We start from the raw sequence: 17,879 nt of genomic DNA on the forward strand, positions 1-17,879 counted from the left end.
CAGTTCACCGCCGAACACGTGGGGAAGGGCGCGAGTCCTTCCCCATTGTTTTTTGTGGTCCCGGATTCGATTCCGGGCCACGGACAAGCCGAACCTCATCTGGACGATCCATGAGCGACATCGAATCCCTGTCCACCCAGGCGCTGGCCGACATTGCCGCCGCGCAGACGCCGGACGCGCTGGAACACCTGCGTGTCGCGCTGCTGGGCAAGAGCGGCAGCGTCACCGCGCAACTGAAGCAACTGGGCACCCTGCCGGCCGAACAGCGCAAGAGCGCCGGTGAAGCCATCAACCGCGTCCGCGACGCCATCGGCGATGCCCTGGCGGCCCGCAAGGCGGTACTGGAAGACGCGGTACTGGATGCGCGCCTGTCCAGCGAAACCATCGACGTCAGCCTGCCGGGCCGCAACGGTTTCCGCGGTGGCCTGCATCCGATCAGCCGGACGCTGGAACGCATCGCCGAGATCTTCGGGCGGCTGGGCTATGAGCTGGCCGACGGTCCGGAGATCGAGGACGACTGGCACAACTTCGAGGCGCTCAACTTCCCGCCGCACCACCCGGCGCGCGCCATGCACGACACCTTCTATTTCGGTGACGGTCGCCTGTTGCGCACCCATACCTCGGGCGTGCAGGTCCGCTACATGGACAACCTGCTGAAAGCAGGCCACCAGCCGCCGCTGCGCATGATCGCCGCCGGCAAGGTCTATCGCAGCGACAGCGACCAGACCCACTCGCCGATGTTCCACCAGGTGGAAGGCCTGCTGGTGGACGAGCATTCGACCTTCGCCGATCTGAAGGGCACCCTGGCCGAATTCGTGCGCGCATTCTTCGAGCGCGATTTCCAGATGCGCTTCCGTCCGAGCTACTTCCCGTTCGTGGAACCGGGCGCGGAGGTCGACATCGCGTGGCAGCAGCCCGACGGCAGTGTCCGCTGGCTGGAAGTGCTGGGCTGCGGCATGGTGCATCCGAACGTGCTGCGCAACTGCGGCATCGATCCTGAGCGCTATACCGGCTTTGCCTTCGGCATGGGCGTGGAGCGTTTCGCGATGCTGCGGCACGGCGTCAACGACCTGCGCGCGTTCTTCGACAATGACGTCAGGTTCCTGCGGCAGTTTGCGTAGGGTGGGCCTCGGCCCACCGGTGTGGAAGCGATGATGCGGCGATGCTTCGGCACACGTCGACGACAATGGACAGATGGCAACGGTGGGCCAAGGCCCACCCTACGGTGACACGATGAAATTCAGCGAAAACTGGCTGCGCAGCCATGTTCCCACCCAGGCCACCCGCGACGAACTGTCGGCGGTGCTGACCGCGATCGGACTGGAGGTCGAGGAAGTAACGGCGCTGGGCGACGGCCTGGCCGGCGTCGTGGTGGCTCGCATCGTCGAATGCGCGCGGCATCCGGAGGCGGATCGCCTGCAGATCTGCCAGGTGGACGTCGGGCAGGGCGCGCTCCTGCAGATCGTGTGCGGTGCGCCGAATGCGCGCCCGGGACTGGTCGCTCCGCTGGCCATGATCGGCGCCAACCTCGGCGGCATCGCCATCAAGGCCGCCAAACTGCGTGGCGTCGAATCCAACGGCATGCTCTGCTCGGCCAAGGAACTGGGTATCGACGCCGATGCTTCCGGCCTGCTGGAACTGCCGGATGACGCGCCCGTCGGTACGCCCATCGGCGATTACCTGGGCCTGCCGGACGCCAGCATCGAAATCAAGTTGACGCCCAATCGTGCGGATTGTTTCAGCGTTCGCGGCATCGCCTACGACGTGGCCGCCGCGGTCGGCAGCCAGGTCAAGCCGCTGGATGCCGATCCCGTTCCCGCCCGGGACGATGCGGCGCGGGTGGTTGAACTGGAAGCCGGCGAGCGGGTGCCGCGTTTCGCTGGCCGGGTGATATCCGGTGTCGACGCCACCGCGCCCACGCCGGTCTGGATGGCCGAGCGCCTGCGCCGCGCCGGTGTGCGCCCGATCAGCCTGCTGGTGGATGTCACCCAGTACGTGATGCTGGAGCTGGGCCAGCCCATGCACGCCTTCGATCAGGATCTGCTGGACGGCACGGTCGTCGTGCGGCCGGCGCGTGCGGGAGAACAGATCAAGTTGCTCGATGGCCGCACCGTGACGGTGGACGAAGAGTTCCTGGTCGTTTCCGACAGCCAGGGCGGCAAGGCCATGCGTGCCGTGGCACTCGGCGGCATCATGGGCGGGTACGACACCCGCGTCACCGACGCCACCCGCAACGTGTTCCTGGAAGCGGCGCACTGGATTCCGTCGGCCATCATCGGCCGCAGCCGCCGCCTGGGCATGCACACCGACGCTGGCCACCGTTTCGAGCGGGGCGTCGATCCGGAACTGCCGCGCATCGCCGTGGAATACGCGACCCGGCTGATCCTGGCCGTCGCCGGCGGCGTGCCGGGGCCGGTGACCGAGACCGTGCTGCCGGAACACCTGTCGGCGCCGAAGGCCATCGGCCTGCGCCGCGCGCGCGTCGCGCGCGTGCTGGGCATCGAAATCGCCGATGCCGAGATCGAACGCATCCTGCAGGCGCTGGGCATGCAGGTCTCGCGCGATGGCGAAGGCTGGCGGGTGATACCGCCGAGCCGTCGCTTCGATATCGCGATCGAGGAGGACCTGATCGAGGAACTGGCGCGCATCCATGGCTACGAGCGCATCCCGACCACGCTGCCCGGCGGCGCCACGCGCGTAGCCGTGCAGACCGAAACCCGGGTCGAACCGTCGACCGTGCGCCACCAGCTGGCCGCGCGCGAATATCTGGAAACGATCAACTATGCCTTCGTCGATGCATCGTGGTTGGCGCATTGGCAGGTTTCCGACGGGGCGGTGCCGCTCGCCAATCCCCTCAGCGCCGAACTGGGCGTGATGCGGACGCAGTTGCTGCCGGGCCTGGTGGCCGCCCTCGGCCGCAACGTGGCGCGCCAGGCCGGGCGCGTGCGCCTGTTCGAGCTGGGCAACGTCTTCAGCGCCTCCGGCGAAGGCAAGGCACCGTTGGAAACCCTGCGCATCGCCGCCGCGGCCTGCGGCGACGCACGCGCCGAACAGTGGGGCGAAAAGCCCGCGCGCAAGGTCGACTTCCACGACCTCAAGGGTGATCTGGAAAGCCTGGCGGCCACGGCTGGCGCGGTGCTGGAATACCGGCCGTCCACCCGGTCGTTCGGTCATCCGGGACGTTCGGCGGACATCTACCGCGACGGACGGCCCGTGGGCTGGATCGGCCAGTTGCATCCGCGCCTGCAGCGACAGCTGGACCTGGATGCGGACGTGGTGGCCTTCGAAGTGGATCTCGCGCCGCTGGCTGAACGCGCGGTCGCGCGCGCATCGGAGCTGTCCAGGTTCCCGTCCGTCCGCCGGGATCTCGCGTTCGTCGTCGCGGATCAGGTGCCCTGGGATGCCCTGCGCCAGACCGCGCGAGAGGCCGCGGGCCCGCTGTTGCGGGACGTCCAGCTGTTCGACCGCTATGTCGGGCAGGGCGTCGAATCAGGTCAAAAGAGTCTCGCTATGGGCTTGATTTTGCAGGACAACTCACGCACTCTGACCGACCGCGACGTGGAAACCGTGGTCGCAGGCATCGTGACCGCCATCGAGGCGGCCCATGGAGCGAAGATCCGCGGATGAACGGCGTGAAGGCAATGGCAGGACTGGGAATAGAAACAGGGGACAGGCAGAAATGGCGCTGACCAAGGCCGAGATGGCCGAACGGCTGTTCGACGAGGTGGGTCTCAACAAGCGCGAGGCCAAGGAGTTCGTGGACGCCTATTTCGACGTGCTGCGCGATGCGCTGGAGCAGGGGCGGCAGGTCAAGCTGTCCGGTTTCGGCAACTTCGACCTGCGCCGCAAGAACCAGCGGCCGGGCCGCAACCCCAAGACCGGGGAAGAGATTCCCATTTCGGCGCGGACCGTGGTGACGTTCCGGCCGGGGCAGAAACTCAAGGAGCGTGTGGAAGCCTATGCTGGATCCGGGCAGTAATCGCGAGCTACCGCCGATTCCGGCGAAGCGCTACTTCACCATCGGTGAGGTCAGTGAACTGTGCGACGTCAAACCGCACGTGCTGCGCTACTGGGAAACGGAATTCCCCAGTCTCGAACCCGCCAAGCGCCGAGGCAACCGTCGCTACTACCAGCGCCACGACGTGCTGATGGTGCGACAGATCCGCAGCCTGCTGTACGAACAGGGCTACACCATCGGCGGCGCGCGCCTGCGGCTGGAAGGCGAAGGCGCCAAGCAGGAATCGGCGCTCAGCAACCAGATCGTCCGCCAGGTGCGGATGGAGCTGGAAGAAATCCTGCAGCTGCTTCGCCGCTGAGCCCTTCCGTGGACGCGCCTAGGAAAGCCGGGCGCGTTGCCGCTATAATCAGCGACCGACCGCAAGGCGGACGTTTTCCAGGATTCGGGGTATAGCGCAGCCTGGTAGCGCACCAGTCTGGGGGACTGGTGGTCGTCGGTTCGAATCCGGCTACCCCGACCAACTCGCAAGAGACGAAAAAGCCCGCCGAGAGCGGGCTTTTTCGTGCCCGCCTGTTGCGGGCCACCTTGCGGGGAACCCCATGCTCATGTTTAGTATTCCTTCATGCACCCGCGCGCCGAAGAGTTGATCCAGTCGCTGGACCTGGCTCCCCACCCGGAGGGCGGGTACTACCGTCGCATCTTCGAATCGACCAAGCGCACCGAGGTCAATGGCATCGAGCGGCCGACGCTCACCGCCATCAAGTACCTGCTGGTCGCCGGCGTCACCAGCCGCTGGCACCGGGTGGACGCCACCGAGATCTGGGACTGGTCGGAAGGCAGCCCGCTGGAGCTGTCGATGTTCGATCCGGAAAACCGCACCCTCAGCCGTGCCCAGCTCGACACGTCCGCGCGCGGTGGACAGCAGGTCCAGGTGGTGAAGGCCGGCATCTGGCAGAGCGCGCGCAGCCTGGGCGACTACAGCCTGATGGATTGCTCGGTGTCGCCGGGCTTCGTCTGGAAGGGTTTCCAGCTGCTGGAGCACGACAGCGAAACCGCACGGCACCTGCGCGAGGCCGGCGGCAAGGTCGCCTGAGTCACGGGAACCGGCGGCCTGGGAAACGGGTCTGAGCGCCGGCATGGCGCCAGCGGCGTCGATCCCGGGAGAATGCGGAATGCTGAGGCTTTGTGTCGGCGCGCTGTTGTGGGTGGCCTTATCCGGAAGTGCTTCGGCGCAACAGGCTCCGGGCCAATCGCCTGTCGTCCGCGAGGCTGACGCGCCGATCATCGACATGGACACCGTCGTGGTCAGCGGCGTGCAGCCAGGCCCCGGATTGTGGCGGGTGCGCCAGGGCGAACATGTGCTGTACATCCTGGGCACGCAATCGCCTTTGCCGAAGAACATCACCTGGCGTTCCGACGAAGTGGCCCAGGTCCTGCAGGTCGCCGATCAGGTGCTGGGGTCGCCGGGCGTTCGGGTCGACGCCGATATCGGTTTTTTTCGCGGCATGCTGCTGTTGCCGTCCGCGCTGAAGGCCGCCAGGAACCCGGACGGCGCCACCCTGCAGGACCTGCTGTCCGGGGCCGACTACGCCCGATGGAGTGCGCTGAAGCAGCGCTACCTGGGCAGGGACAAGGGAATCGAGAAGAAGCGCCCGCTGATTGCCGCGTTCCAGTTGTACCAGGAAGCCGCGTCGCGTTCCGGATTGAAGAGTAACGGCGTCATCGAACCGGTCATCGATGCCGTGCTCAAGCGACGTGGGATAAAGCGTACCCCCACGACGCTGAAACTGACCATCGCCGATCCGCGCGCGGCGATCGCCGATTTTCGCAAGGAACCGATGAAGCCACAGGATCTGGAATGTTTCCGCAAGACACTGGACCGGATCGAGTACGACATGCCGCGGATGGCGGAGCGTGCCAATGCCTGGGCGGTCGGTGACGTGGATGCTCTGAGGTCTGGCGCGGTCGACGAGCAGCAGTTTGCCTGTCTGGCAGCCTGGTTCGATACCGATTTGGCACGCAAGCGTGGGCTGACCGATATCGATGCGCGTGTGCGCGCCAAATGGATGGAAGCCGTGGGTACGGCGCTGGACACCCATGCGGTTACTTTCGCGACTGTGCCGGTTGACGAGTTGCTGAAGCCGGGAGGCTATCTGGCGCTACTGGAGGCCAGGGGCTACCTGATCGAGTCGCCGTAGGCGTTGCGCGGCGAACCCGCAGCCGGGTGGGCGTGTCGGCATCGACAAGCTCCCGGTCGCGATTGACGTCGCTCCTACGTGGGATGGCAAGAAGGTGAGGGTTTGCCTCAGCCCGCCGCGCTGAGCGGCGCACTGGCCGCCAGCTGGGGCCAACGGCGCAGCACCGAGGCGCGGATGCCTGCCGCATCGATGCCCGCTTCGGCCAGCAGATCCTCGCGGCTGGCGTGGTGCTGGAATTCGTCGGGCAGACCGAGATGCAGCACGGGCAGGGCGATGCCCTCGGCATTGAGCAGTTCGGCCACGCCGGAACCCGCACCGCCCATCACCACGTTGTCCTCCACGGTGACGAAACCCTGGTGGCTGGCGGCAAGCTCCAATACCAATGCGCGATCCAGTGGTTTGACGAAGCGCATGTTGACCACGGTCAGGCCCAGTTCGCGACCAACCTGCTCGGCGGCGGCAACCGTGGATCCGAACGCCAGCAGCGCCACGCGATTGCCGCGCGTGCGCAGTTCGGCCTTGCCGATCGGCAGGGTGTCCAGATCCGTCTGCACGGCCACGCCGGGGCCGGTGCCCCGCGGATAGCGAACCGCGGCCGGGCCGGCGTGGTGATAGCCGGTGCTGAGCATGCGCCGGCATTCGTTCTCGTCCGCCGGCGCCATCACCACCATGTTCGGCACGCAGCGCAGATAGCTCAGGTCCAGGTTGCCGGCATGGGTGGCGCCATCCGGGCCGACAACGCCGCCGCGATCAATGGCGAACAGGACGTCGAGATCCTGGATCGCCACGTCATGCACGAGCTGGTCGTAGCCGCGCTGCAGGAAGGTGGAGTAGATCGCCACCACCGGCTTGCCGCCTTCGCAGGCCATGCCGGCGGCGAGCGTCACCGCGTGCTGCTCGGCGATGGCGACGTCGAAATAGCGCTCGGGGTATTCCTTGCTGAAACGCACCAGTCCCGAGCCTTCGCGCATCGCGGGCGTGATGCCCAGCAGCCTGGGTTCGGCCGCGGCCATGTCGCAAAGCCAGTCGCCGAAGATGTCGGTATAGGTCGGCTTCTTGGCGCCGCTCTTGCTGACCAGACCCTTTTCCGGATCGAACGGGCCGACCGCGTGATATCCGATCTGATCGCCCTCGGCCAACTCGTAACCCTTGCCCTTGGTGGTCAGGATGTGCAGCAGCTGCGGACCCTTGAGGGTCTTGAGCGTCTTCAGCGCGCCGACCAGCGCTTCCACGTCGTGGCCGTCAATCGGGCCGGTGTAATGGAAGCCCATCTGTTCGAATAGGGTGGATGGCACGAACATGCCCTTCCAGTGCTCCTCCCAGCGGCGCATGAAGCGCGCCGGCGGCTTCTTCTTGTCGCCCAGCAGTTTCTTGCCACCCTCGCGCAGTGCGTTGAGGGTGCGGCTGCTGCTCAGCCGCCCCAGCATCTTGGTCAGCCCGCCGACGTTCTCCGAAATCGACATCTGGTTGTCGTTGAGGATGACCAGCAGGTTCGGTTCGGGCTCCATGCCGCCGGCATGGTTGAGCGCTTCGAAGGCCATGCCCGCGGTCATCGCGCCATCGCCGATCACGGCGACCACCTTGCGGTCGTCGCCCTTCTGCGCGAGTGCGACGGCCATGCCCAGGGCAGCGGAGATCGAGGTGGAAGAGTGGCCAACCCCGAACGTGTCGTATTCGCTTTCCTCGCGCTTGGGGAACGGCGCGACGCCGTCCTTCTGCTTGACCGTGTGGATCTGGTCGCGGCGGCCGGTGAGGATCTTGTGCGGATAGCACTGATGGCCGACGTCCCAGACCAGGCGGTCGACGGGCGTCTCATACAGATAATGCAGGGCGACGGTGAGTTCGATCACGCCCAGGCCTGCGCCGAAATGGCCGCCGCTCTTACCGACCGATTCGATCAGGTAGCCGCGCAGCTCCTCGGCGATGGCCGGCAGTTCGGACTCCTCGAACCGACGCAGGTCGGCGGGGGTCTCGATGCGGGAAAGGCGGGGGTAGCGGGCGGGATCGATCATGGGCTTGATTTCATCTGGCCCGCTATTTTCCCCCCCTTGTGTGAGGCGGGGCAAGCGAACGGGTGAAGCCGGGGCGAAGCGACGCGGCCCGGGCGGGCGAAACTCACGACCTGTTCATTTGCCGGCCGTGGCGTTCGGGTGCTTTCGGGCATAAGGGGCCGGGCAAGCCGGAACGGCCGGGCTCAGGCCGACAGCTTGGACTTCTTGGGCAGGTGGGCCTTCAGGAAGGCCATCTGGTCGGCCAGGATGTTGCGGTTGGACAGGATCAGGTGCTCGATCCAGCTGGGCCGGTAGGGCACCGCCAGCAACGGCATGTGGGCCTGCTGCGGGGTGCGGTTGCTCTTGCGCGAGTTGCAGTGGAAGCACGCGGTGACCACGTTCTCCCAGGTGTCGCGCCCGCCCTTGGACAGCGGCAGCACGTGATCGCGGGTCAAATGCTGGCGGCTGAAATCCTGGCCGCAGTACAGGCACAGATAGGCATCGCGCGCGAACAACGCGGTATTGGTCAGTGTCGGCGTGGGCGAGAGCGCGTGTGCACGGGCATGCCCGCGGGAAGCGACGATGGGGTGCAGCTCGATGACGCTCTGTTCGCCGGTCATGCGGCTGGTGCCGCCATGCACCCGCAGGCAGGGCTCGCCGAGCGTCCAGGCCACCGCGCCTCGCGCGTACAGGCAGGTCGCGTCCTGCCAGTTGATCCAGTCCAGCACGCGGCCATGCGCGTCGAGCGACAGCAGGCGCGGAGTGAAGCGGGAGGGGGATTGCGGAGCAATGACCGCCGGGCCGGATGCGCTGCCGGTGTCGACCAGGTGAAGCTGAGCTGTGTCTGCTTCCATGGGGAATCAGGTTATACCTGATTGATGACAATTTGGATAGCGCCGCTTTGGCAATGCCGGTGGCTATCGACCGGCAACCGCCGCCGGCACCGCGAATGCACGGGCATTCCCACCCTTGGTCCGGGTGGGAATGCCGTTGTCGAGTCTCATTCGCCGAACCGTTCCGCGGCCATTGCCATCAGCGGCGAAGCACCGGAGCCGATCGCGGCGGCGTGGGCGAGGGTACGCGGCAGGATGCGGGCGAAATAGAACCGCGCCGTTTCCCGCTTGGATTGCTTGAACGCCTCGGACTGGGACGACGCTTCCGCGGTCGCCACGCTGCGCGCCCACCAGTAAGCCAGGGTGACGTAGCCGGAATAGAACAGGTAGTCATGGCTGGCGGCGCCGATCTCTTCCGGATCCTGGCTGGCGCGCTGCAGGATGTCGCGGGTCAGCACGGCCCATTCGCTGGTCTTTTCGCGAAGCGGCGCGATGAATTCGGCGATGGCCGCGTTGCCTTCGTGCTCGCGCAGGAACGCCTCGATCTCGGCCAGGAAGATCTTCAGTCCGGCCGCCTGGGTGGACGCGGTCTTGCGCCCCATCAGATCCAGCGCCTGGATGCCGGTGGTGCCTTCATACAGCGTGGTGATACGCGCATCGCGCGCAAGTTGTTCCATGCCGTGTTCGTGGATATAGCCGTGGCCGCCGAAGCACTGCAGTGCGTGGTAGGTGTTCTCGATGCCCCACTCGGTCTGGCAGGCCTTGGAAATCGGGGTCAGGAAACTCACCAGCGTGTCGGCGCGTTCGCGCTCTGCCGGATCCGGCGAATGGCTGGCGACGTCGATCAGCGTGCCGGCGTGCAGCGCAAGCAGCCGGCTGCCTTCCACCAGCGACTTCACCGTCAGCAGCATGCGGCGCACATCGGGATGGACGATGATCGGATCGGCCGGCTTGTCGGGAAACTTCGGGCCGCTCAGTGCGCGCGTCTGCAACCGCTCGCGCGAGTAGCGCAGCGCGTTCTGGTAGGCGCGCTCGCTCAGTGCGATGCCCTGCAGGCCGACGCCCAGGCGCGCGGTGTTCATCATGGTGAACATCGCCTGCAGGCCCTTGTGTGGCTGGCCGACCAGGTAACCCTGCGCACCGTCGAAGTTCATCACGCAGGTAACCGAACCCTTGATGCCCATCTTGTGTTCGATGGACCCGCAATGCAGCGCATTGCGCTCGCCAACCTTGCCGTCGCGATCGACCTTGAACTTCGGCGTCACGAACAGCGAGATGCCCTTCGCGCCCGCCGGTGCGTCGGGCAGTTTGGCCAGCACGAGGTGCACGATGTTGTCAGTTAGATCGTGTTCGCCGGCGGTGATGAAGATCTTGGTACCGGTGATCGCGTAACTGCCGTCGGCGTTGGGTTCGGCGCGGGTCTTCAGCAGACCCAGATCAGTGCCGCAATGGGGTTCGGTCAGGCACATGGTGCCGGTCCAGCGGCCTTCCACCAGCGGCTTGAGGAAGACCTCCTGCTGCCAGGATTCGCCATGCTGCTTGAGCGCCTCGACCGCGCCGTGCGACAGCAACGGGAAATTGCCCCAGGCCAGGTTGGCGGCATTGACCATTTCGTTGAGCGGTACGCCCATCACGTGCGGAAGGCCCTGCCCACCGAAGTCCGGCGACGCGGTCAGGCCGGTCCAGCCGCCCTCGATGAACTGCTCGTACGCAGCCTTGAAACCAGGCGGCGTGGTCACCGCCTGGGTGGCCTGGTCGTAGGTCGAGCCGATTTCGTCGCCGACGCTGTTCAGCGGCGCCAGCACGGTTTCCGAAAAGCGGGCAGCTTCCTCCAGCACCGCGTCCAGGACGTCGCGGGTGGCGTCGGCGTAGCCGAGCCGGGCGAACAGGGCTTCGGCGCCCAGCACGTCGTAAAGGGCGAAGCGGATGTCATTCAGGGGGGCGCGATAGGCACTCATGGGGGATGTCGGGACGGCGGCCCGGGGGCCGGAAGCCTTCAGCATACTACGGCGTATGGCGGTGGCGGATGGCGCGCCGCAGCATGCCGCTGCCAGGGGCGGGGCCGGAAACGACAACGGCCCCATGCGGGGCCGTTGCTGCAAACCGGAAGGCGAGGATCAGCGCATGACGCCGTCCAGCCCGGGCACCGGATTGAGGGTGCTGCGGCCGGTGATCTGGAAATCGCGCGGCTTGGCTTCCTCCGGCGTGGCGTTGGCCGTGCCCTTCAGGCTGTAGGGCAGCGAACGCCGGCCAGCCAGCGCGTCGGCCAGCACCATCTTGGCTTCCGCACTGGGCGTGAATGGCACCGTGACCACGTCCGCGGACTCCGGCCCGACCGACAACGCGGGGCTGGCTTCCAGGGTGCCGGCGGTATGACCGTCCACTTCCACCGCCAGGCTGACCCGATCAAAACGCATCGGGATGCTGCTGTAGTTCTGCAGGCGCAGGTCCACCGACCAACTGCCGTTGGCCTTGACCGTCAACTGCTGGATGCTGGCCGCCGGTTCCGACACGCGCCGAACCGGACCGCCGCTGCACGCGGCCAGCAACGCCGTCGCCAGGAACACCACCGCCAAAAGACCACGCCGAATCATCCCGTCACTCCATGCCGAGTAGATGCGGATAGTACGCGTCGAGGGGCGGGGCTTCCAAGGGAACAGGGGTACGCGCTTTTCCGTGGTTGACCCGCGGATGGCGGAAGTTGCGAAAGAACAGCCGGGCCCCGTTCCGCCGCAAGCGGCAGATTCAGACGAATCCTATTCATTCACGCCCCTTGGCGACGCCATCGTCGGGCTGCTGGTGATCGAGCGAAGTCTGTTCGGCCTTTCGTATCCCGCCCCCGGTGCCTGCCTGCGAGCCGGCTCCTGTCGCATGGAAGCGCATGGCCTCACCCGGCAGGTCCAATGGAGGGATAGGGAATGCGTGCAATACGAAGTGTGGGGATTGCGTCGATGCTGCTGCTTGCCTCGCTGTGGTCGACCGGTGCGGGCGCCATCATGATGGCGGACAGGAGCAGGTGTCCAAATGGCGTGCAGGGACCGAACGGCTGCCAGTCCGAGGCGCCCACGCCCAACACCCTGGAAACAATTTCCGTAAGCGGAGTACGACCTCCGGCCTGGGAAGCCATCTACGATCGGTACATCTACGACAGTCTGTTCCGTGGGCAAACCGGTCCCCACAGGCGCGATGATCTCCCGGAAACCCAGATGCCCGGAGAGCCTGTCGAGGCCGAGGCAAAAGCGTCTCCCGGCCCCTGCGACGAAGCCGCCAAGGGAGCGGTCACCCTGGCGGGGGATCCGATCGACTATTCCAATGGCAACCTGCTCGAATTCGCCTATGACTTCACCACGGCGGGAGAAGTGCCGCTGTACCTGCAGCGCTCTTACAACCGCTATTGGACCCACAAGGGGCTTTTTGGCTACAACTGGGTGAGCAACTTTGATCTGCAGTTGTCCAGGAGTGCCGACGGCAAGCGGATCACGCTGTCCAGGAACGACGCCACGATGCTTGGCTTTGCATACGCCGACAAGCCAATGGCAGGTTGGCATGCGGCCGGAACAAGCGCGTACATCCGCGCTGACGGCCGCGGCGGCTACATCTATCACGCGTCGGACAACAGCATCGAGACGTACAACAGCATCGGCCAGATCACCAGCCAGAAGAACTCGCGTGGTGTCGGCATCACCTTCGGCTACGTGGGCGGGTTGCTGACCACCGCGACACACACCTCCGGCCGCGTCGTTCGATTCGGCTGGTCCAACGGACTGCTGACCAGCGTCATCGATCCGGCAGGGAACGTGTACCGCTACGGCTATCAGCGAAAGGCCGCCCAGGTCCAGCTCCTGAGCACCGCGACGTTGCCCGGAACGCCCGCCACGGTGATCGGCTATCACTATGAACAACCGGGAACGGGCCTTACCGGAAAATCGGTCAATGGCGAGCGCTTTGCGAACTTCACCTATGACAGCTACAGCCGCGCCACCAGTTCGATGCACGCCAATGGTGCGGAAAAGTACACGTTCTCGTACAGCTTCCCAGGGGCAGGGCAACTGAAGTCGGTGGTGACCAATCCCTTGGGCAAGAAGACGACTTACCTCTTCAGGAACGGCAAGCTGCTATCCGCCACTGGACACCCTTCCGCGCACTGTCCTGGCACCTACCGCGAGATTACCTACGACAAATACGGGAACCGCGATCTGGTCACCGATTCCGCGGACGGAATCACCGACTACGACCACGACGAGAAAGGGCGCCTGACCCGCAAGGTCGTCGGTGCGGGAACACCACTGGCACAGGAGACCCGCTACAGCTGGGATGCCAACAACCGGAACACGCGTGTAGTGGTGAGTGGAGTATCCCAGACCGACTACGTGTATCGTCCGGACGGCCTGATAGCGTCGATCTCGGTCCGTAATCTCTCCAGGCATGGCATTGCCGGCCAGACCCTGGTCACGCGATATGGCTATACGTTCCACCCCAATCGCATGTTGCACACGGTGGTGGAGGACGGGCCCGTGGCAGGTGCGGGTGATGCGATCACGCGGACGTTCGACCAATTCGGGAACCTCACCGGCATCGCCAACAGCCTCGGACACCGGACGACCTACGCAGCGCACAACGGGTTGGGGAAGCCGGGCCGCATCACCGGCGTGAATGGAGAGGTCACCGAGTACACCTACGACGCCCGTGGGCGGGTACTTGCGGTTAGGCAAACCACGGGCGGAATCATTCGTATCAGCCAACATACGTATGATCAGCGAGGCCGTCTCATCCGGACGCTGGATCCGGAAGGAACGGACACGACGTATCAGTACGATTCGTCCGATCGCCTCATCAAGGTTTCCCGGCCCACCGCGAATCCCGAATACCGGGCGCTGGGCCGAAACGCCAGGGAGTATCGCCTGCACGTCCACGACGCCGCCGGCAATATCGTCCGTACCGACGTCGGGATTGAATACAACGCGCCCAGACAGGGGACAGGTCGGGCAATCACGATTGTCTGTCGGCCCCGACGGCTGGATTGCGGCCCCGAACTGCCGGAACCATTGCCGCCGTCGAGGCCCGCCGTCCCTTCCACGCTGTTGCTGGCTCGCGAGCATACGGACTATGACGAACTGGGGCGGATTCGCGCCCGTCGGGGCAACAATGGGCAGATTGTCCGCTATGCCTACGACGCCAACGGCAAGCTGCGGACCATGACCGACGCGCTGGGGAGGACCACCACGCTGGCACATGACGTACTGGGGCGGGTCGTCGCCGTGCGAGACGCGGCAGGTCACTGGACGCGCTTCGAGTACGACGGGGGCGGCCGCTTGAGCAGGATTGTCGATCCCAACCGGAACGCGACGACCTACGTGCATGACGGCTTGGGACAGTTGTGGGCGCAGCGCAGCCCGGATACCGGACTCAGCACGTTCGAGTACAACCCGAGCGGCCAACGTGTCCGGATGACCCGCAATGACGGTACGGTGACGACCTACGGTTACGACGCCCTCGGACGTACCAGCCAGATAGCGGCAGGCGGGAGCATCCATCGGTTCGGTTATGACTGGTGCACACATGGCAAGGCCAGGCTCTGCAATGCAGACAGTCCCGAAAGCAGTGTTCATTTCTCCTATGCCGTGGATGGCCAAGTGGCCGCGCGTCGCGAGCGATTGATCGCCAATGGCCGGTTCGATTCGGATGACCGGACACGCTACCGTCATGACCGCATGGGCCGACTGGATGCCGTGGTTTATCCCAATGGCATGGCGGTGGGATATGGCTATTCGGGTGGCCGTCTGGTGGCGATGACGCTCAATATCGGCGGGAAAGTGCAGCACATCGTCACCGATGCGCGATATCGCGGTCCTGGCCCGATGGCCGAATGGAATCATGGCAATGGCCTGAAAAGAACACTCGGCTATGACCAGGGACAGGTGACGGGCGATGGCCGCCTGACCGGAATACGCACGCTGAATGGCAACCGTGCACTGCAGGCACTGGATATGAGTTACGACGTATCGGATGCCATTGTGGGCATCGCCAATCCAGCCAACCCCCGTGTGAGCCAGCGGTTCCGCTACGACCGCCTGGAACGGCTCACCGAGATAGATTCACCGGCGGGCAACCAGCGCTTCTCCTACGACCCCAATGGCAACAAGTTGCGGCACGTCTGGAGTTTCGATGAGGCACTGACCCTCGAGCGCGGCAGCAACCGGATTGGCGCGATGACGTCGCATGCCTATACGCATGACCGACTGGGAAACCGCGCAAGCCACGCATGGGGAGGTTCAACGGCCACCTACGCCTACGATGCCTTCAATCGGATGACCAGCGTGTCCAGGAACAGATCCATCCGATCAGCCGAGCCCAACCACGCAACCGTCAGCCTGCCTGCCGGTACCGCAACCTATGCCTACAACACCTTCAACGAACGCGTGCGCAAGCGCGCGCCCGGGCAAGGTGGCCATCGATACGTGTATGGACCGGGCAGCCGGTTGCTGGCCGAGCAGGCTGACGGGACCGGCGTCTGGACCAACTACCTGTGGTTTGGCGACCAGTTGGTCGGGATGGTGCGCGGCACCCAGGTCTACCACGTGCATACCGATCATCTTGGACGCCCCGAACTCGCGACGAACAGCGCGCGAGCCGTGGTCTGGCGCGCGGACAACCACGCCTTCGACCGACGGGTGACCCTGGACGCGATAGGTGGACTCAACCTGGGCTTCCCGGGGCAGTACTACGATGCAGAAACCAACCTCTGGTACAACATCAATCGCTATTACGACGCACGTTTGGGGCGGTATACGCAGTCTGATCCGATTGGCGTCAGGGCCGGCTTAAACACTTATGCATATGTCGGAGGAAATCCAACTATGGCGATTGATTCGCTCGGATTGGAAACATGTCTCCTGACAACGGTAGGGCCCGCAGGTATCCGAGACCATGCAGCAATTTTCACATCACGGGGCGATGGAACTGGTGGGGGTGCGATCTACGATCCAGCCGGGGCGTTCGGTGCATCGAACGGAGGTGGGAGTGGTGGGGTTGTTACTGGAGAGGCTGCAAGCATCAAAAAATTCAAGGAATTTCACGCGAGTCAGACGGTTGAGTCAACTTGCAAAAATACTTCGCAGAAAGAGGAGGAAGATATAATTGAAAAGAGTTTTTTAATGCCGTCAGCAGGAAAATTTCAGTGCGCGGCTATGTCTTCGTCAGTGCTGCATGGGCAGCCTTCATTTCCATACGTGGAGGCAGGAACCTTTTGGCCGGGAAGTTTGCTTAGACAAGTGAGGAAGCACCCGTGAGTAGCCTGATTTTAGCCTGGACCATTCACGGCCTCGGATTTGTTGGTCTTGCTGCTGTCGGGTTGTTGCCGCTGCGAGTTTTCCATGAGCTAAGGAATGGTTTTAAGAAGGGGTTTTGTCGCGCAAGGAACAAGCCTTTAGCGGGAATTATGATCCTGGCATCAGTTGGCTCTTTATTTAGTGATGTATGGATTGTGATGCTTGTAAGGGAATGTCTTGTTGGTAATTATTGTGGGCCAAATCTGGCAAGTGGATGGGCCTATCTTGCAATCATGGGGGTTGTGTATCTCATTTATGAGGCCATGTTTCTTGTTCTGAGACGGCCTGTCTGGGGTAATGGTTGATTGATCATCTGCGTATACATTTTTCGCTTTCACGGTAAGGCAAACTGCACCATTGAGGGGCGCGCGTAGCAATCCGAATAAACCACGGCTTCCATTGTCCTGTTCATCAGAACGGCAGCCAATAGTGAAGTTTTATCTGTCAAATTATGAGTGGCTTCGGCACCCGGCGTATTGCGCAAGAGGAATGAACAGGCATGCGACGGGTGACGCTGGACGCATAGGTGGACTCAATCCGGGCTTCCCGGGGCAGTACTACGATGCAGAAACCAACCTCTGGTACAACATCAATCGCTATTACGACGCACGTTTGGGACGGTATACGCAGTCTGACCCGATTGGGCTGAGGGGAGGGGTAAATACATATTTATATGCCGGGGCAAATCCCGTTGTAAGAACTGATCTGCTTGGTTTAGTGGACGAAAATCCAATTGCAAGATTCAATCCTAGGTATGGGCCCATCATTCTAAGGACGCCAACAACGCCCATTCATTGGGGGGAGAAATTGGTCTCCGGTTACATTGTTGGAAAGCTTTCGTTCGGCTCTACCACTGTGAACAAATTTGGTCAGTTGGTGCCGTGCCCCTCAAGCCTCACTGGCAGAGTCTCCGTATACATCGCTCTCATGCAGCCGTTAGAAATGGGGTGCGCTGAGCTCGATTGCAATGAGGATGGGGTGGCGGATTATTTGCAGAGGGAAGGGCCTGATAGGTGCTTTGTTTCAGGAGCTGGTATTTCGCCCCTCTTTCCAGAATAGGGAGTATTAATATGTTAAAAAAATATTTGTTTCAACAATTTTCTTGTCAATTTTCTTCTCTGGAGTGTTTGTACTGTGGGGATTTCCGGCGGCTTATTCGTGGTTGGCTTTGCCTTCTTGTTTTATCTGGTTCTTTGTGTCTGGAAAAATAACTTTGTTTTGTTTCGATTGGCTGGGGCGCAGATAAAAAGCAGTCGATGTTCATTGCTTGTGTTGGCTGCTTGGGTTTCGTTTTTCAGTGAATAACGTGCCACAGGACGGATCTGGTGGAACATTGGCTTATCGCAGTCGTAGCCCCGTTTGTTGAGCTAAATCCAGTGAAGTATGCCTTTAAGGAGGCGTATCGAATCTCAGCTGACGTCAGGCTTGGAAGAAGGGCTCGGAGGATTTTCTTTTATCAGATATTCGTCTTGATTCTTGCGATTCTGATCATCGTTTTCTGGGGCATGGTAGGGCTTGATGGCGGGTAGTAGGATCGGTAAGGGTGGCACCTGGCCGCCGCCTGTTCTTTG

At 63.4% G+C, this 17,879-nt stretch carries 13 protein-coding genes and 1 tRNA gene; 10 read left to right on the top strand and 4 right to left on the bottom strand.

The window, feature by feature from the left end:
- Positions 1-110 precede the first annotated feature (110 nt).
- The 7 genes from pheS (at position 111) to ACTJI2_RS02995 (ending at position 6,156) form a co-directional block, all read left to right on the top strand.
- Complete coding sequence (gene pheS, locus ACTJI2_RS02965) at positions 111-1,121, top strand: phenylalanine--tRNA ligase subunit alpha (RefSeq protein ID WP_440841037.1); 1,011 nt, start codon at positions 111-113, stop codon at positions 1,119-1,121.
- A 112-nt stretch (positions 1,122-1,233) separates the two neighbouring features.
- A complete protein-coding gene (gene pheT / locus ACTJI2_RS02970; protein WP_440841039.1) occupies positions 1,234-3,627 on the top strand; it encodes a phenylalanine--tRNA ligase subunit beta in 2,394 nt (797 codons plus the stop codon).
- A gap of 52 nt (positions 3,628-3,679) precedes the next feature.
- A complete protein-coding gene (locus ACTJI2_RS02975; RefSeq protein WP_097121753.1) occupies positions 3,680-3,979 on the top strand; it encodes an integration host factor subunit alpha in 300 nt (99 codons plus the stop codon).
- Entirely contained in the window at positions 3,960-4,316 is a 357-nt protein-coding gene (locus tag ACTJI2_RS02980) for a MerR family transcriptional regulator (protein ID WP_079723142.1), read from the top strand. The genes ACTJI2_RS02975 and ACTJI2_RS02980 overlap by 20 nt, the downstream gene beginning before the upstream one ends.
- Before the next feature lie 85 nt (positions 4,317-4,401).
- A tRNA-Pro gene (locus ACTJI2_RS02985) sits at positions 4,402-4,478 on the top strand.
- Positions 4,479-4,580: 102 nt separating this feature from the next.
- Positions 4,581-5,051 (top strand): cupin domain-containing protein, encoded by a 471-nt coding sequence (locus ACTJI2_RS02990; RefSeq protein WP_141453654.1) that lies wholly within the window; start codon positions 4,581-4,583, stop codon positions 5,049-5,051.
- Between the two features lie 43 nt (positions 5,052-5,094).
- Positions 5,095-6,156 carry a TraB/GumN family protein gene (locus tag ACTJI2_RS02995; RefSeq protein WP_440841042.1) on the top strand — a complete coding sequence of 354 codons (1,062 nt, stop codon included), beginning with the start codon at positions 5,095-5,097 and terminating at the stop codon, positions 6,154-6,156.
- A gap of 107 nt (positions 6,157-6,263) precedes the next feature.
- Here ACTJI2_RS02995 and dxs read toward each other — a convergent pair whose 3' ends face one another.
- From dxs to ACTJI2_RS03015, 4 genes are all read right to left on the bottom strand, one after another.
- Positions 6,264-8,168, bottom strand: a complete 1,905-nt coding sequence (gene dxs, locus ACTJI2_RS03000) for a 1-deoxy-D-xylulose-5-phosphate synthase (RefSeq protein WP_440841043.1) — start codon at positions 8,166-8,168, stop codon at positions 6,264-6,266.
- A 182-nt stretch (positions 8,169-8,350) separates the two neighbouring features.
- Positions 8,351-9,001 carry an HNH endonuclease gene (locus tag ACTJI2_RS03005; RefSeq protein WP_141453650.1) on the bottom strand — a complete coding sequence of 217 codons (651 nt, stop codon included), beginning with the start codon at positions 8,999-9,001 and terminating at the stop codon, positions 8,351-8,353.
- A 146-nt stretch (positions 9,002-9,147) separates the two neighbouring features.
- Entirely contained in the window at positions 9,148-10,938 is a 1,791-nt protein-coding gene (locus ACTJI2_RS03010) for an acyl-CoA dehydrogenase C-terminal domain-containing protein (RefSeq protein WP_203322664.1), read from the bottom strand.
- Between the two features lie 159 nt (positions 10,939-11,097).
- Positions 11,098-11,574 (bottom strand): LEA type 2 family protein, encoded by a 477-nt coding sequence (locus ACTJI2_RS03015; RefSeq protein WP_141453648.1) that lies wholly within the window; start codon positions 11,572-11,574, stop codon positions 11,098-11,100.
- Positions 11,575-11,931: 357 nt separating this feature from the next.
- On the opposite strand from ACTJI2_RS03015, the gene ACTJI2_RS03020 reads away from it, so the two are divergent.
- The 3 genes from ACTJI2_RS03020 (at position 11,932) to ACTJI2_RS03030 (ending at position 17,367) form a co-directional block, all read left to right on the top strand.
- Positions 11,932-16,269 carry an RHS repeat-associated core domain-containing protein gene (locus ACTJI2_RS03020; RefSeq protein WP_440841045.1) on the top strand — a complete coding sequence of 1,446 codons (4,338 nt, stop codon included), beginning with the start codon at positions 11,932-11,934 and terminating at the stop codon, positions 16,267-16,269.
- On the top strand, positions 16,266-16,613 hold the full coding sequence (locus ACTJI2_RS03025) for a hypothetical protein (RefSeq protein ID WP_440841047.1): 348 nt from the start codon (positions 16,266-16,268) through the stop codon (positions 16,611-16,613). The genes ACTJI2_RS03020 and ACTJI2_RS03025 overlap by 4 nt, the downstream gene beginning before the upstream one ends.
- A gap of 184 nt (positions 16,614-16,797) precedes the next feature.
- Positions 16,798-17,367, top strand: coding sequence for an RHS repeat-associated core domain-containing protein (locus ACTJI2_RS03030; RefSeq protein ID WP_440841049.1), 570 nt, complete (start codon positions 16,798-16,800; stop codon positions 17,365-17,367).
- The last annotated feature ends 512 nt before the right edge of the window (positions 17,368-17,879 follow it).

The sequence above is a fragment of the Pseudoxanthomonas sp. 22568 genome, assembly GCF_052044485.1.
Lineage (GTDB): Bacteria > Pseudomonadota > Gammaproteobacteria > Xanthomonadales > Xanthomonadaceae > Pseudoxanthomonas_A > Pseudoxanthomonas_A beigongshangi.